This is a genomic window from Bacillus sp. UNC322MFChir4.1, assembly GCF_000746135.1.
Lineage (GTDB): Bacteria > Bacillota > Bacilli > Bacillales > Bacillaceae_G > Bacillus_A.
Genome location: NZ_JQKQ01000010.1, coordinates 66,417 through 81,068, shown reverse-complemented (window position 1 = coordinate 81,068; position 14,652 = coordinate 66,417). Strand labels below are relative to the sequence as shown.

The window sequence follows — 14,652 nt, the reverse complement described above, 5'->3', positions numbered from 1 at the left end:
AATCACATTCTTAGCATCGAACATTTAGGTATAAGTTGAAAACTGAAACTTTAATAAACCAAATATGGTTAAGTTTATGTTATCGGAGGGTGGCAATGAGCAATAATTACAAACAAATAATTAGATTTGTTTTTGTAGGATGTATGAATACATTAAACTACTGGCTCCTTTATTTATTATTTTCTCATGTTTTCCATTTTCATCATTTAACCGCACATAGTATAGCTTTTATAGTGAGTATGATCGGTTCTTTTTTTATGAATACATACTTTACGTATAAAACAAAAGTAACATTAAAGAAATTTTTACAATTTCCGTTAACGTATATTGTAAACTTTATAATTACGACAGTTAGTATTTATGTTTTAGTGGATGTATTAAATTTAAATAAGGATATCGCACCTCTGATTTCATCTGTAATTGCAATTCCTTTTACATTTGCAATTTCTAAAAAAATATTAGTCCCCAAAAAAGAAGCTATGGTATAAAACATATTATAAAACCTTACAAAGCTGTCATATTGATGTAAGGTTATTAGATAGTTCATATACTATTTCGATGTGATAATGAAAGCATAAGAAATACACACCTAGAAAAAATATAATAGAACGAGGTAACTTTTAAAACTGTCATTTATACTTTTGGGAGTTACTTGACGTTTACTTTCTAAATGTAAACAATAAATAGGTGGATTTGTACGAATTTAGGAGAGATGAAGAAATGTTGATAAAAAAAGCTTTGTTATTTTTGTTTATGCTGGTAATTGGTTTAACAGGCTGCTCTATGATTGAAGAAGGTAAGAATTCAATTGACTATGCTCAAAAGGCAATAGACTATGTTAATGAAGTGAGTGCGTTTGCAAATGAAGCGCCGGGATTAGTAGAAAAAGCAATCAACGATAGTGCCGCCCGCAAAGAATTAGAAACTAGACTCAGAGAAATCCAAAAGGATATTCCAGCTTTTAATGAATTGACACCTTCTGATGTAGCAAAGGATATGCATCAGCAAATTGTTGGATATAATGAAAAGTTAAATGAATTAATTGATACAACTTTGAAGAAGATAGAAGAAGGAAAAATGGATGTAGAACAATTCAAAAATTCGGAGCTTATGCAGACAATTCAACAAGTTCAAGACTTAAAAGATAAGATTCAAAATTTAGGTCAGTAAATATAGTCTAAAAAAATTCCGTTATGTATAACGGAATTTTTTCAATTGCCATCAATGATATTCATAAAAATAAGCCAGTTATTTGTCCAATGCCGATGCGAAGAACGATGGACATAATTTTTAAGTTGTTTCCATTAGTTTACAGAAAATTAATGAGGTTTGTATGTAAAGTAAGTAGAGAAGTTCGTATGAATTTATGAAAAATATGCTATTAAAAAAGAAAAACTCATCACTTGCATTTGAAAAGTCTTTCACATATGCAGTATATCTTCTTGCTGTAAATATGTTATTCTTAAAATATAATACCAAAAAATCACAGTAGATATTATTTATTTTGGTTACATTTCAAGAATAAATGATAGAGGCGTTTGCGAGGAATTATTTGATTATTATAAAAAGAAAGGGAAGTTTAGGTGCTTATGTAGGTAGGGCACCACATATAGGAGCAGAGGAAACTCTAGTTAAATATGATAACGCTATAAAAATTCCTCTTCTATTTATTTGTAAAAAATCACAAGGTTTGAGATCGGCATCTTTTTGGATATTAGGAGAATATTTAGAAATTGCCATTTAGGGATATAGGGGTGAATCAATATGAATCGTAAAATAAAAATATTAAAATACATTATGATTATAATGGCTTGTCTTGCTATTTTTGGTACAATTTTACCAAATGCATTAGATCCAAACGAAACAATGGCGGGTAAAATTTCGATTGCAACTTTTGGTACAATAGCTACTTGTTTACTATTTTCTATTACTTATTTCATTTTAAAAAAAGTGATTGTAAGAGGAGAAAAATAATAAGAGGAAACTGTAGAATTAGAATTTCAAAAGCTATTTAAAAGAGAAACTGAAGAAAATCAGTACTTATTTTGTGATTTTTATAATTTTAAAATGATTAACGAATGAAAATTAAGCTGGGCTAATACAATTTTAACGGGAAGGTAGAATATATAATATGATTTTAGGAATTTCGTATTTTGACATCTTTCTTTTCATAATTATTTTTTCATTCTTTTTTATTTTTTGGAGATTAAATGTATGGTATAACAAGAAATATAATGTTCCTAAGGTGTTTCAATGGCTTCCTAAAAGCTGGGGGAGAAGAAAAGTTTCAGAACACTTATCTCAATTAAATGAACAATTGGCAGCTGAAGGGAAAGGAATATGGGTTACAACTTATGCTGTAGATTTATACATTTTAACGATTCCTCTTACAGTAAAAAAATATAAATCTTAGGTGATAAATATATAGTTACAGTAAAGGCCTTTTATTTTAATTAAAGGGTCTTTTCTTTTAGAGATTTTTGTGAATATTGCAGTTACTAGAGTCAACTCCCACCACTTGTGAACGCTAACACGTTTTGAAGTGGGGGCTTGAAAAAAGCGTGTATGAATTTGATCTTTTAAAAACTAAGTTATTCTTTTGCTAAAACGATAAAAAGGGATGATGTGTTTCTTTATACAGATACATATCTCTGAACATGTCACTAATGAGTAATAAAGATAAAAACATGTATGTAACTAACAACCAAAAGAAACAATTGACATATAATAGTATCAGTTTAAAATAAAAGTGAGTACTCACTCATAAAAATGAAGAGGAGGAAAATTTATGTCTCCAACTAATGAGGCAGTATTGGTTAAAGGAGTTTCCAAGTACTTTGGCAAGAAACAAGTAATTCAAGATATTTCATTTTCTGTTCGTGAAGCTGAAATTTTTGGTTTAGTCGGTCCTTCTGGTTCGGGGAAGACGACACTTATTAAAATGATTGCTGGTATTAGCGAAGCAACATCAGGGGATGTAACGGCACTGCAAACAGTTATGCCGAATTTGAATGGCATGAAACATATTGGATATATGGCGCAAGCAGATGCATTGTATGAGGAGTTATCTGCTTATGAAAATGCTGATTTTATTGCGACAATGTATGGGTTAAAGGGAAAACAAAAGAGAGAACGTATATATGAAGTATTTGAGCTTGTGCAGCTATCTGATGATGCCAAAAAGCAAGTGCAGCATTTTTCTGGTGGAATGAAGAAGCGCTTATCACTTGCTATGTCACTTTTGCATGAACCAAAGCTTCTGATTTTAGATGAACCGACAGTTGGAATTGATCCTGTTCTTCGAAAATCAATTTGGGATAAGTTTTATGAACTGAAAAAACAAGGAACAACAATTATAGTGACAACGCACATTATGGATGAGGCAGAGTTTTGTGAACGTCTGGGCTTAATTCGTGAAGGGAAGTTAATCGCAACTGGTTCTCCGATAGAATTAAAAGAGCGAACAACATCTGGGCGTATTGAGGATGTCTTTTTATTGGAAGGAGCGATGGAATGATGAGAGTATTTGGAGTTGTAATCCGTATTATTCGCCAATTTTTCCGAGATAAACGGTCGCTTGCACTTATGTTCGGAGCACCGATGCTACTGCTTTGGCTTCTTTCACTTGTATTTACACAAAAAGACTACAAGCCTCATATTGCTTTAGTTGATGTACCGGCACCAATTGTAGATGCAATGAAAAAACAAGATGCTTCTATTTATGAGTACGATAAAGACAAGGCACATAAGAAATTAGAAGATCAAGCAATTGATGCAATAATTACTATAGATCATGGAAAGATGAAAGTAACGTTAGAAGGCAGTGATTCATCGAAAAATCGTGCTGTCATGCAAGTTTTGCAAAAAGGTATGGAGAAAAAAGAAACGACAACTATGAAGCCTGAAGTTTCTTTTTTACATGGATCAGCTGATTTTACGATGTTTGATGGATTAGGCCCGGTATTAATTGGTTTCTTTACATTCTTCTTCGTCTTTATTTTATCAGGCGTTTCATTTGTTAGGGAGCGTTTAAGCGGTACGTTGGAACGATTATTATCGACTCCAATTCGGCGCTGGGAAATTGTTGTAGGTTATATAATTGGATTTGGGATTTTTGCGTTTTTTCAATCCGTACTCATTGTTAGTTTTTCTGTGTATGTCTTAGATTTATATGTTGCAGGTTCACCTTGGCTCACGTTATTGATTACATGTATGCTTTCATTAACAGCGTTAACTCTGGGAACGTTTTTATCGGCATATGCAAACAACGAGTTTCAAATGATACAGTTTATCCCATTGGTTATTGTACCGCAAATTTTCTTTTCTGGTTTATTTCCGATTGAGTCTATGAATAGGTGGTTACAGCTATTAGGAAAGTTATTTCCATTAACATACGGTGCAGATGCGATGCGGCAAGTTATGATTCGAAATCAAGGGTTTAGCGAAATTGCTGGTGATCTCGGGGTTTTATTAATATTTGCGATTGTGTTTACATTCGGTAACGTGTTTGCTTTGAAGAAGCATAGAAGAATATAATGGAAAGAAAAAAAGGAGTATGTCAATGAAAGAGGATTGGCTAGAAGAATTAATTGCCGCCACGGGGACAGATAAGCGCAATGAACGGCAAATGCGCATTTTAGAAGCGGCAGTAGACATGTTTAGTGAAAAAGGATATTCGGCAACTTCAACGAGTGAAATAGCGAAGCGTGCCGGTGTAGCAGAGGGAACGATTTTCCGTTACTATAAAACGAAAAAAGATTTGTTGTTTGCGGTTGTAATGCCAACGTTAACGAAGTTTGCTGCTCCGTTTTTTGTGCAAACTTTTGCGAAAGAAATATTTGAAAATACGTATGAATCATATGAAAATTTCCTACGCACGGTTATTCGAAATCGCTATGAGTTTGCGAGAAAACATTTTCCAATGCTGAAAATTTTAATGCAAGAAGTACCGTTTCAACCAGAACTGAAAGATGAAATTCAGCAATTACTTGCAAAGGAAATTTACTCTCGTTTTGAAAACATTGTTGACCATTTTCAGAAACAAGGACAAATTATTGAACTCCCAACACCAGCTGTACTACGATTCACCTTATCAGCTGTTATTGGCTTAATCTTAACTCGTTTTTTATTACTACCAGAAGAACAATGGGATGATGAGGTAGAAATCGAATCTACTGTTCAATTCATTTTATACGGGCTAACACCTCGGAGGTAAGCAGATGAGGCAATTTGTAAAACCAACAGTTGTCGTAAGTAAATGTTTAGAATTTGAAGCATGCCGTTATAACGGTGATAAGCTGTCCGATGCAACAGTACGTAATCTACAGCCTTATGTAGAATTTATTCCAGTTTGTCCAGAAGTGGAGATTGGACTTGGAATTCCAAGAGAAACAATTCGCATTGTCGAACAAGATGGTATGCAAAAATTAGTGCAGCCATCAACAAGTGCTGATTTAACGGAGAAAATGCAACAATTTTCAAATGTCTTTTTAGCTTCTTTACCGGATGTGGATGGTTTCATTTTGAAAAATAGGTCACCGAGCTGCGGAACGCGTGATGTGAAAATATATGCTGGATTAGGAAAGGCACCCACAAAAGGCAAAGGCGCCGGGTTATTTGGTAGTGCAGTTTTAGCGAAATTTTCACATTTAGCGATTGAGGAAGAAGGAAGATTGTCGAACTTTATCATCCGCGAACATTTTTTGACACAGCTATTTACAATTTCACATTTTAAAACATTGAAGAAAAATAAAAGTATGAAAGCATTAGTTGAATTTCAGTCTGATCATAAGTACTTATTCATGGCGTACAATCAAACGAAGCAAAAAGAATTAGGTCGCGTCATTGCGAATAAGGAAAAACAATCGATTGATGAAGTGTTTGCGAAATATGAGGAAATATTGTATGTATTGTTAAATCGTACACCGCGGTATACATCAAATATTAACGTATGTCAGCATATTTTTGGGTATTTTAAAAATAAGTTAAAGAAAGAAGAAAAGGATCATTTTCTTTCTTTACTTAGTAAGTATGCAGAAAAGAAAATACCTTTAAGCAGTTTACTTACCATTTTAAAATCGTGGGCAATACGTTTTGAAGACACATATTTATTGAGACAAACATATTTTGAACCGTATCCAGAAATGTTAGTGGAAATCACAGATTCTGGAAAGGGTCGAGATTATTAAACAAAATAATACAAAATTCGTCTTTTTTATTCCTATGTTGTTGTAGAACAATGTAGGAATTTTTTTGTGCATCAGTATAGATTCTGTTTTACAATTAAATTGTGACAGAATTGTAGCAATTATCTTACTACTATTCGTTCTTTTCCTAGAGTAATGTTTGTACTATATACACGCACGCTGTCGAAATAACGAATTCGATAAGGGGTGTGACAAATGGAATTTACTCTTACTAGAGAAAAACAAATGATTAAAGAAATGGTGCGCGACTTTGCTGAAAAGGAAATCGCTCCGAAGGCTGTGTATTACGACAAAACGGCAGAATTCCCATACGAAACGTTTCAAAAAATGGGCGAACTTGGTTTGTTAGGAATCCCATTCCCTGAAGAATACGGTGGTTCTGGCGGCGATACGTTATCGTATGCACTAGCAGTTGAAGAAATTGGCCGTGCTTGTGGTGGCACAGGATTAAGTTATGCGGCAACAATCTCACTGGGTGCTTCTCCAATTTATTATTTTGGTACAGAAGAACAAAAACAAAAATATTTAGTTCCAATGGCATCGGGTAAGACACTTGGTGCATTTGGATTAACGGAGCCAAATGCTGGGTCTGATGCAGGCGGCACACAAACGAAAGCAGTATTGGATGGCGATGAATATGTAATTAATGGCGAGAAGTGCTGGATTACAAATGCTGAGTATGCAAATACGATTATTGTAACCGCTATCAACGGTGTTGAAGAAAACGGCAAAAAACGTATTTCTGCTTTTATCGTTCCAACAAATAGCGAAGGATTAACAATTTCTAGTCCATACGACAAAATGGGTGTTCGTGCTTCTAATACATGTGAAATTGTTTTAGATGGCGTTCGTGTACCGAAGGAAAATATTCTTGGGGATGTAAATAAAGGATTTAAACAATTTTTATATACGTTAGATGGTGGTCGTATTTCGATTGCTGCATTAGCAGTAGGGATTGCTCAATCTGCATTTGAGCGCGCACTGCAATATGCAAAAGAACGCAAGCAATTTGGCCGTTCTCTATCAAACTTTCAAGCAATTCAATTTAAATTAGCAGATATGGCAACAGAAATTGAATTGGCGCGCAATATGGTACATAAGGCTGCTTGGTTAAAAGACAATGATAAACCATTTGGAAAAGAAGCTGCGATGGCAAAACTTTTTGCATCTGAAACAGCAAGCCGTGTATCTAACCAAGCGGTGCAAATTCATGGTGGTTACGGATATATGCGTGAGTATGAAGTAGAGCGTCATATTCGTGATGCAAAGCTATTAGAAATTGGTGAAGGTACTTCTGAAATTCAACGTCTCGTAATTTCAAGACATTTAGGATGTCGCTAAGGGGAGGGTTCACTATGTTTCGAAAAATATTAATTGCCAACCGCGGTGAAATTGCTGTTCGTATTATAAAAACGTGTGAAAAACTTGGTATTCAAACTGTAGCAATTTATTCAGAAGCTGATGAATCTGCTCTTCATGTGAAGATGGCAAGCGAAGCGCATCTTGTCGGAGGGCCTCGTGTTCAAGATAGTTATCTGAATCTTGAAAAGATTATTGGAATTGCAAAAGAAACAAAAGCAGAGGCAATTCATCCAGGTTACGGTTTGTTGTCAGAAAACACAACATTTGCAGCTCGTTGTGAAGAAGAAGGCATTGTCTTTATTGGACCTTCCAAAGATGTCATTGCAAAGATGGGAAGCAAAATTGAGTCTCGTAAGGCAATGCTAGCGGCTGAAGTTCCTATAGTGCCTGGTATTTCATCTAGCATTCCAACTGCTTTAGAAGCGAAAGAAATTGCAAGTCAAATCGGTTATCCACTTATGTTAAAAGCATCCGCTGGCGGCGGGGGCATCGGTATGCAAGTCATTGAAACTGAACAAGCGCTCACTAAAGCGTTTGAGAGTAATCAAACACGTGCCAAGAATTTCTTCGGCAACGGAGAAATGTACATGGAAAAATTAATTACAAATGCGCACCATATTGAAATTCAAGTGCTTGCTGATCAACAAGGGAATACGGTGTATTTGTGGGAACGTGAATGTTCGGTGCAGCGCCGTAATCAAAAGGTGATTGAAGAAGCTCCGTCTCCATTTTTAGATGAAGCAACGCGTAAAGAAATGGGAGAGGTTGCAGTGAAAGCTGCGAAAGCACTCGGTTATACGAATGCAGGAACGATTGAATTTCTAGTTGATGATGAGAAGAATTTCTATTTCCTAGAAATGAATACGAGATTACAAGTAGAACATCCAGTTACAGAAGAGATAACTGGTCTTGATTTAGTCGAGCAGCAACTGCGAATTGCATCAGGCGAAAGCCTTTCGTTTACACAGGATGAAGTAAAGCGTAGTGGTCATGCCATTGAAGCGCGCATTTATGCGGAAGATCCAAAAACATTCTTCCCATCACCAGGGAAAATTACCTCTCTGTCTCTTCCAACATCAGTGCGCATTGATCATTTCTTAGAAGATGGTGTAGCGATTACTCCGTTTTATGATCCGATGATTGCGAAAGTAATTGCACATGGAGAAACGCGAGAAGAAGCAATTCAAAAGCTACAAGTAGCACTAGAGGAACTAAAAGTAGAGGGGATTAAAACAAATACGTCAATGCTTCTGCAAGTTTTAGAAGATGAAGTATTCCAAAGCGGTATTTACACAACTAGCTTTGTAACGAAGCAGCTTGTGAAAAAATAAAGGTTACGAAATTTAAAGGGGGAAATAAATGATGACAAAAGTATATGCATCGATGGCAGGAAACGTTTGGAAAATTGTAGTAGGTGTAGGAGATACAGTAGAGGAAGATCAAGATGTCGTCATTTTAGAATCTATGAAAATGGAAATTCCAATCGTTGCAGAAGAAGGTGGCACTGTTATGAAAATTCTTGTGCAAGAAGGCGATTTTGTGAATGAGGGAGATGTATTAATAGAAATCGAATAGTGAGAAATGGGGTGCAATCGATTGAAATTACCTTCTTTTGCTTCTATTAAAGAAGTCGGACCGCGTGATGGTTTGCAAAATGAAAAGAAAATTGTTGGTACAAAAGATAAAGTGAAATGGATTCATATGCTAGCAGACGCAGGTCTTTCTTATATTGAAGTGTCATCTTTCGTTCACCCTAAATGGATTCCTGCTTTAGCTGATGCACAAGATGTGTTTGCTATGCTTGAGCGGAATCCACAGGTTACATATGCAGCTCTCGTTCCAAATCAAAATGGTTTGGAACGGGCGCTTCTGCAAAATGTAGATGAGGTGAACGTCTTTTTATCTGCTAGTGAAACACATAATAAAAAAAATATAAATAAATCCATTGATGAAGCACTTTCTGTTATAGAAGAGGTAACAAAGCGATCATTATTTGCTGGAAAAATGGTTCGCGGATATGTATCGACTGTATTTGGTTGCCCATATGAGGGAGAAGTGGACGTTCATAAAGTTGATGAACTTTGTAACAAATTGTTTTCATATGGCATTTATGAAGTATCACTTGGGGATACAATCGGAGTGGCAAATCCAGTGCAAGTAGAACGTGTACTAGAGCACCTACTCCGAAAATATGATTCTTCTAAGTTTGCGATGCATTTTCATAACACGTACGGAATGGCACTTGCTAATGTTGTAAAGTCATTAGAATGCGGCATTACAACTTTTGATAGTTCATGCGGTGGTCTTGGTGGATGTCCGTATGCACCGGGTGCGTCTGGAAATGTCGCAACAAATGACTTAGTTCATATGCTTCATAAAATGGGTGTACAAACGAACATAAACGAAGAAAAGTTATTACAAGCAACAAAATTTATCGAAAGCAAGCTCGATATGCAGATTCCAAGTCACGTATACCGCGCTTTGCAACATAAAACAGTGAGTAGGTGATCAGATGTTACAGCTGCAAAATATTTCAGTTGATTATGTAACGCCTCATATTGTGAAAATCACATTACATCGTGAAGGTCAAGCAAATGCTTTATCACTTGCTCTTTTAGAAGAACTACAAGATACACTAAGTCGCATTAATGAAGAAAACGATATTCGTGTCGTAATGATTACAGGGGCTGGAACAAAAGCATTTTGTGCAGGTGCAGATTTAAAAGAACGTGCCAATATGAACGAAGAACAAGTGCGCGATGCGGTTGGAATGATTCGCTCTACGATGGATATGGTAGAACAATTATCACAACCTGTTCTTGCAGTTATCAATGGAATTGCGCTTGGCGGCGGAACGGAATTAAGTCTTGCTTGTGATATTCGCATTGCTTCAGAAACAGCAAGTCTCGGTTTAACAGAAACATCGCTTGCGATTATTCCAGGAGCAGGCGGGACGCAACGTCTTCCGCGTTTAATTGGAATGGGGCGTGCAAAAGAATTAATTTATACGGCAAGACGTATTTCGGCTGAAGAAGCAAAGGAATACGGACTTGTTGAATATGTTACTCCTGCTGAACAATTAGAAGAAAAAGCAGTTGAAATTGCTAAAAAAATTGCAGCGAACGGTCCAATTGCAGTTCGCCGTGCAAAAGAAGCGATTACAAATGGGATGCAAGTAGACTTGCAGACAGGTTTACAAATGGAAAAGCAGGCGTATGAAGGTGTTATTCATACGAAAGACCGTTTAGAAGGACTACAAGCATTTCGCGAAAAACGGAAGCCGATTTATAAGGGGGAATGAGTATGCTAGATCAAAAACAACAATCTCGTACATTAGAAGAGCGTGTAGAAACGATAAAACAAGGCGGTGCACCAAAATATCATGAGCAAAATGCAGCGAAAGGAAAACTATTTGTTCGTGAGCGTTTGGCGCTTTTGTTTGATAACGGTGAGTACGTCGAAGATGCATTATTTGCAAACTGTGAACAAGAAGGATTGCCTGCGGATGGAGTAGTTACCGCAACTGGTAAAGTAAATGGGCGCACTGTTTGTGTAATGGCAAATGATTCTACTGTAAAGGCAGGATCGTGGGGGGCTCGTACAGTAGAAAAAATTTTACGTATTCAAGAAACAGCTGAAAAATTACGTGTACCACTCTTTTATCTTGTCGATTCTGCTGGTGCACGTATTACTGATCAAGTTGAAATGTTCCCAGGTAGACGCGGGGCAGGGCGTATTTTTTATAACCAAGTGAAATTATCCGGAAAAGTACCGCAAATTTGTTTACTATTTGGCCCATCTGCTGCAGGCGGTGCATATATTCCTGCTTTCTGCGACGTTGTAATGATGGTTGAAGGAAATGCCTCTATGTATCTTGGTTCGCCTCGTATGGCTGAGATGGTTATCGGTGAAAAAGTGACATTAGAAGAAATGGGCGGAGCACGTATGCATTGCTCTGTATCTGGTTGCGGTGATGTACTTTGCAAAACAGAGGAAGATGCCATTTCAAAAGCACGTCAATATATTTCTTACTTCCCAAGCAACTACTTAGAAAAAGCTCCAATGACAGAACCTCAAGAACCGAAAGCATTCGAAAAAACGTTAGAACAAGTTATCCCGGAAAATCAAAATGCACCGTTTAATATGCACGATTTAATTAAACGTGTAATAGATGAAGACTCTTTCTTTGAAGTGAAAAAGCTATTTGCACAAGAGCTTATTACTGGGTTTGCGCGTATTAACGGTATGCCAATTGGTATTATTGCAAATCAGCCTCGTATGAAAGGCGGCGTACTATTCCATGACTCTGCTGATAAAGCAGCGAAATTTATTACACTTTGCGATGCTTATCATATTCCGCTTTTATTCTTAGCTGATGTACCAGGTTTTATGATTGGTACGAAGGTAGAGCGAGCTGGTATTATTCGTCACGGTGCGAAAATGATTTCCGCTATGAGTGAAGCAACTGTGCCGAAAATTTCAATCGTTGTCCGAAAAGCATACGGTGCAGGTTTATATGCGATGGCGGGCCCTGCATTTGAACCTGATTGCTGCCTTGCTCTTCCAACGGCATCAATTGCGGTAATGGGACCAGAAGCAGCGGTAAACGCAGTGTATGCAAATAAAATTGCAGCACTACCAGAAGAAGAAAGACCAAGCTTTATCGCGCAAAAACGTGAAGAGTATAAGCAGGATATTGATATTTATCGTCTTGCATCAGAAATGGTTATTGATGGTATTGTTCATCCAAACCAATTACGCACTGAGTTGAAACAACGTTTTGAAATGTATATGAGTAAATATCAAGTATTTACAGATCGTAAACATCCGGTTTATCCGGTATAAAAATCATAAAAATCTTTTTTTTAGATGGGTGAGAGCGTCTGGCCGTGCATTGAAGCGGTCAGATCCTTTTTCTACCACGTGAGATATGAAAACAAAGAGAGAAAACGAGTGCAGGTCATTTGTGCTTTATATAGCAGTGACTTATATGTTGAAACATCGAAATAGATTTATACATGAATGAGATTGCCCTGCCAAAGGGCTTTCTTTTTCGAAAAAATAAGGAGGGACAAATCGTGAAGCAAGCAGTTTGGTTTCCGGACGAGGAATATAAAGCAAATACGCGCTTATTTCAATGGATGCAATCGCTTGGGTATGAAGATTATGAAACATTTTATGAAAAGTCTATTGAAGATCCAGCGTGGCTTTGGGAAGAAGCAGAGCGTGCGGTGGGTTATCAATGGATGCGTCCATATACAGAGGTATTAGATTTAGCAAACGGTATTCCGTTTGCCAAATGGTATTTAGATGGAACTTGTAATGTTGTAGAATCTGCACTATCACGTTGGATTGCGGAAGATGATACGAAAACAAAACAGGCTCTTATTTGGGAAGGTGAAAATGGTACATCAAAATCGTTTACATATGAAGAGTTAGACACTTTGGTAAGCCGCGTTGCAAATGGTTTAAAGCATTTAGGAATTGAAAAAGGAGATCGTGTAACCATTTACATGCCAATGATTCCAGAAACAGTAGTTGCTATGCTAGCTGTTATGAAAATTGGTGCAATCATTTCTCCTATTTTCTCAGGGTTTGCTTCAGATGCAGTGATGACGCGCGTACAAGCAGCAGGAGCTAAAATGATTATTACCGCAGATGGATTTGCTCGCCGCGGTAAAACAGTTTCATTAAAAGACGAAGTAGATAAAGCATGTGAGCATTGCCCAAGTGTTGAAAAGGTCGTAATTGTTCGTCATGCAGGGAATGATTATACACCGCATGATTATGATATTTCATGGAGTGTTCTTGAAAAAGATAAACCTTTTACGCACGCAGAAGAAATGAAAAGCGATGATCCACTTATGCTTATTTATACATCTGGCACAACTGGGAAGCCGAAAGGAACGGTGCATACGCACGCAGGATTCCCGTTAAAAGCAGCATTTGATGCTGGTTTTGGTATGAATGTGAAACAAGGAGACCGTGTGTTATGGATTACGGATATGGGCTGGATGATGGGGCCGTTTTTACTATTTGGTTCGCTTCTTAATGGTGCGACGATGGTAATATATGAAGGTGTTCCTGATTTTCCAGAACCAGATCGTTTATGGGAAATGGTTGATCGTTATGAAGTAACGCATCTTGGCATTTCACCAACGTTAATTCGTTCATTAATGGCAAAAGGCGATTCATGGCTGGAGAAACATTCTTTGCAAAGTTTAGAAGTAATCGGTTCAACAGGTGAGCCGTGGAATCCAGATCCATGGATGTGGCTCTTTGAAACAGTTTGCAAAAAAAGAGTACCAATTTGCAACTACTCTGGTGGTACTGAGATTTCTGGTGGTATATTTGGAAACGTCCTTATTAAACCAATTGCCCCAATTAGTTTTAACGCATCGCTGCCAGGAATGGCCGCTGTTGTATTAGATGAAAATGGTTCACCAGTTCAAAATGAAGTCGGAGAATTATGTCTAGAAAAGCCGTGGGTTGGTATGACAAAAAGCTTCTGGGAAGAAGACGACCGTTATGTCAGCACATACTGGTCTCGTTTTGAAAACAAATGGGTGCATGGTGACTGGGTATTATATGATGGGGAACAATATATCATTACAGGGCGTTCTGATGACACGTTAAATATTGCCGGAAAGCGTATTGGACCTGCGGAGTACGAGTCTATTCTTGTAAAGCACTGTGATGTCGTCGAAGCCGGAGCAATTGGGGTTCCCGATGAATTGAAAGGCGAGGTGTGCCATTGCTTTGTTGTGTTACGTGAAGGCACTGCGTTTACACCAGAACTAAAAAAAGAGTTGCTAAGTCTAGTAAACTCTCATATTGGGAAAGCATTGTGCCCGAAAGATATTCATGTTGTCGAAGATTTACCAAAAACACGTAATTCAAAAGTAATGCGTCGCGTTATCAAAGCAGCGTTTCTAGGAAGAGAACTTGGAGATTTATCTTCACTTGTAAATCCTGAGGTTGTGCCATATATTCAAGGAATACAGTCTCAGAAACAATCGTAAGTTTAAAAAGCAAACTCCTAATATGAAGGAGTTTGCTTTTTAGTTTGTGTTTGTAAGTAATA

At 37.0% G+C, this 14,652-nt stretch carries 16 protein-coding genes; all 16 read left to right on the top strand.

The genetic code is table 11. The features are described from left to right. The first annotated feature begins 95 nt into the window (after positions 1 to 95). The 16 genes from BR72_RS03470 (at position 96) to BR72_RS03395 (ending at position 14,590) form a co-directional block, all read left to right on the top strand. Positions 96 to 488 carry a GtrA family protein gene (locus BR72_RS03470; protein ID WP_035430145.1) on the top strand — a complete coding sequence of 131 codons (393 nt, stop codon included), beginning with the start codon at positions 96 to 98 and terminating at the stop codon, positions 486 to 488. A gap of 232 nt (positions 489 to 720) precedes the next feature. Next, entirely contained in the window at positions 721 to 1,170 is a 450-nt protein-coding gene (locus BR72_RS03465; protein ID WP_035430143.1) for a DUF6376 family protein, read from the top strand. Between the two features lie 382 nt (positions 1,171 to 1,552). Further along, positions 1,553 to 1,744, top strand: a complete 192-nt coding sequence (locus tag BR72_RS03460) for a hypothetical protein (protein WP_035430140.1) — start codon at positions 1,553 to 1,555, stop codon at positions 1,742 to 1,744. Positions 1,745 to 1,764: 20 nt separating this feature from the next. Next, on the top strand, positions 1,765 to 1,974 hold the full coding sequence (locus BR72_RS03455; protein WP_035430139.1) for a hypothetical protein: 210 nt from the start codon (positions 1,765 to 1,767) through the stop codon (positions 1,972 to 1,974). 157 nt (positions 1,975 to 2,131) lie between these two features. Next, on the top strand, positions 2,132 to 2,413 hold the full coding sequence (locus BR72_RS03450) for a hypothetical protein (protein WP_035430137.1): 282 nt from the start codon (positions 2,132 to 2,134) through the stop codon (positions 2,411 to 2,413). A gap of 375 nt (positions 2,414 to 2,788) precedes the next feature. Continuing rightward, entirely contained in the window at positions 2,789 to 3,517 is a 729-nt protein-coding gene (locus BR72_RS03445; protein WP_035430136.1) for an ABC transporter ATP-binding protein, read from the top strand. After that, positions 3,517 to 4,536 carry an ABC transporter permease gene (locus BR72_RS03440; RefSeq protein ID WP_035430417.1) on the top strand — a complete coding sequence of 340 codons (1,020 nt, stop codon included), beginning with the start codon at positions 3,517 to 3,519 and terminating at the stop codon, positions 4,534 to 4,536. The genes BR72_RS03445 and BR72_RS03440 overlap by 1 nt, the downstream gene beginning before the upstream one ends. A 25-nt stretch (positions 4,537 to 4,561) precedes the next feature. Continuing rightward, positions 4,562 to 5,215, top strand: a complete 654-nt coding sequence (locus BR72_RS03435; protein WP_035430134.1) for a TetR/AcrR family transcriptional regulator — start codon at positions 4,562 to 4,564, stop codon at positions 5,213 to 5,215. A gap of 4 nt (positions 5,216 to 5,219) precedes the next feature. Further along, on the top strand, positions 5,220 to 6,188 hold the full coding sequence (locus BR72_RS03430; RefSeq protein ID WP_035430133.1) for a YbgA family protein: 969 nt from the start codon (positions 5,220 to 5,222) through the stop codon (positions 6,186 to 6,188). Between the two features lie 213 nt (positions 6,189 to 6,401). Further along, positions 6,402 to 7,547, top strand: coding sequence for an acyl-CoA dehydrogenase (locus BR72_RS03425; RefSeq protein ID WP_035430131.1), 1,146 nt, complete (start codon positions 6,402 to 6,404; stop codon positions 7,545 to 7,547). Between the two features lie 14 nt (positions 7,548 to 7,561). Continuing rightward, a complete protein-coding gene (locus BR72_RS03420) occupies positions 7,562 to 8,899 on the top strand; it encodes an acetyl-CoA carboxylase biotin carboxylase subunit (RefSeq protein WP_035430129.1) in 1,338 nt (445 codons plus the stop codon). 28 nt (positions 8,900 to 8,927) lie between these two features. Further along, complete coding sequence (locus BR72_RS03415) at positions 8,928 to 9,143, top strand: acetyl-CoA carboxylase biotin carboxyl carrier protein subunit (protein WP_035430128.1); 216 nt, start codon at positions 8,928 to 8,930, stop codon at positions 9,141 to 9,143. A gap of 21 nt (positions 9,144 to 9,164) precedes the next feature. Beyond that, positions 9,165 to 10,076 (top strand): hydroxymethylglutaryl-CoA lyase, encoded by a 912-nt coding sequence (locus BR72_RS03410; RefSeq protein ID WP_035430126.1) that lies wholly within the window; start codon positions 9,165 to 9,167, stop codon positions 10,074 to 10,076. Positions 10,077 to 10,080: 4 nt separating this feature from the next. Then, entirely contained in the window at positions 10,081 to 10,869 is a 789-nt protein-coding gene (locus BR72_RS03405; protein ID WP_035430124.1) for an enoyl-CoA hydratase, read from the top strand. Positions 10,870 to 10,871: 2 nt separating this feature from the next. Next, positions 10,872 to 12,413: an acyl-CoA carboxylase subunit beta gene (locus BR72_RS03400; protein ID WP_035430122.1), complete on the top strand. Its 1,542-nt coding sequence runs from the start codon at positions 10,872 to 10,874 to the stop codon at positions 12,411 to 12,413. Positions 12,414 to 12,646: 233 nt separating this feature from the next. Continuing rightward, positions 12,647 to 14,590 (top strand): AMP-binding protein, encoded by a 1,944-nt coding sequence (locus BR72_RS03395; protein WP_035430121.1) that lies wholly within the window; start codon positions 12,647 to 12,649, stop codon positions 14,588 to 14,590. Positions 14,591 to 14,652: the final 62 nt, after the last annotated feature.

What these genes read in the sequence shown, in the direction of transcription:
- BR72_RS03470 (WP_035430145.1), top strand. Translation starts at nt 96, where the DNA reads ATGAGCAATAATTACAAACAAATAATTAGATTTGTTTTTGTAGGATGT.
- BR72_RS03465 (WP_035430143.1), top strand. Translation starts at nt 721, where the DNA reads ATGTTGATAAAAAAAGCTTTGTTATTTTTGTTTATGCTGGTAATTGGT.
- BR72_RS03455 (WP_035430139.1), top strand. Translation starts at nt 1,765, where the DNA reads ATGAATCGTAAAATAAAAATATTAAAATACATTATGATTATAATGGCT.
- BR72_RS03450 (WP_035430137.1), top strand. Translation starts at nt 2,132, where the DNA reads ATGATTTTAGGAATTTCGTATTTTGACATCTTTCTTTTCATAATTATT.
- BR72_RS03445 (WP_035430136.1), top strand. Translation starts at nt 2,789, where the DNA reads ATGTCTCCAACTAATGAGGCAGTATTGGTTAAAGGAGTTTCCAAGTAC.
- BR72_RS03440 (WP_035430417.1), top strand. Translation starts at nt 3,517, where the DNA reads ATGAGAGTATTTGGAGTTGTAATCCGTATTATTCGCCAATTTTTCCGA.
- BR72_RS03435 (WP_035430134.1), top strand. Translation starts at nt 4,562, where the DNA reads ATGAAAGAGGATTGGCTAGAAGAATTAATTGCCGCCACGGGGACAGAT.
- BR72_RS03430 (WP_035430133.1), top strand. Translation starts at nt 5,220, where the DNA reads ATGAGGCAATTTGTAAAACCAACAGTTGTCGTAAGTAAATGTTTAGAA.
- BR72_RS03425 (WP_035430131.1), top strand. Translation starts at nt 6,402, where the DNA reads ATGGAATTTACTCTTACTAGAGAAAAACAAATGATTAAAGAAATGGTG.
- BR72_RS03420 (WP_035430129.1), top strand. Translation starts at nt 7,562, where the DNA reads ATGTTTCGAAAAATATTAATTGCCAACCGCGGTGAAATTGCTGTTCGT.
- BR72_RS03415 (WP_035430128.1), top strand. Translation starts at nt 8,928, where the DNA reads ATGATGACAAAAGTATATGCATCGATGGCAGGAAACGTTTGGAAAATT.
- BR72_RS03405 (WP_035430124.1), top strand. Translation starts at nt 10,081, where the DNA reads ATGTTACAGCTGCAAAATATTTCAGTTGATTATGTAACGCCTCATATT.
- BR72_RS03400 (WP_035430122.1), top strand. Translation starts at nt 10,872, where the DNA reads ATGCTAGATCAAAAACAACAATCTCGTACATTAGAAGAGCGTGTAGAA.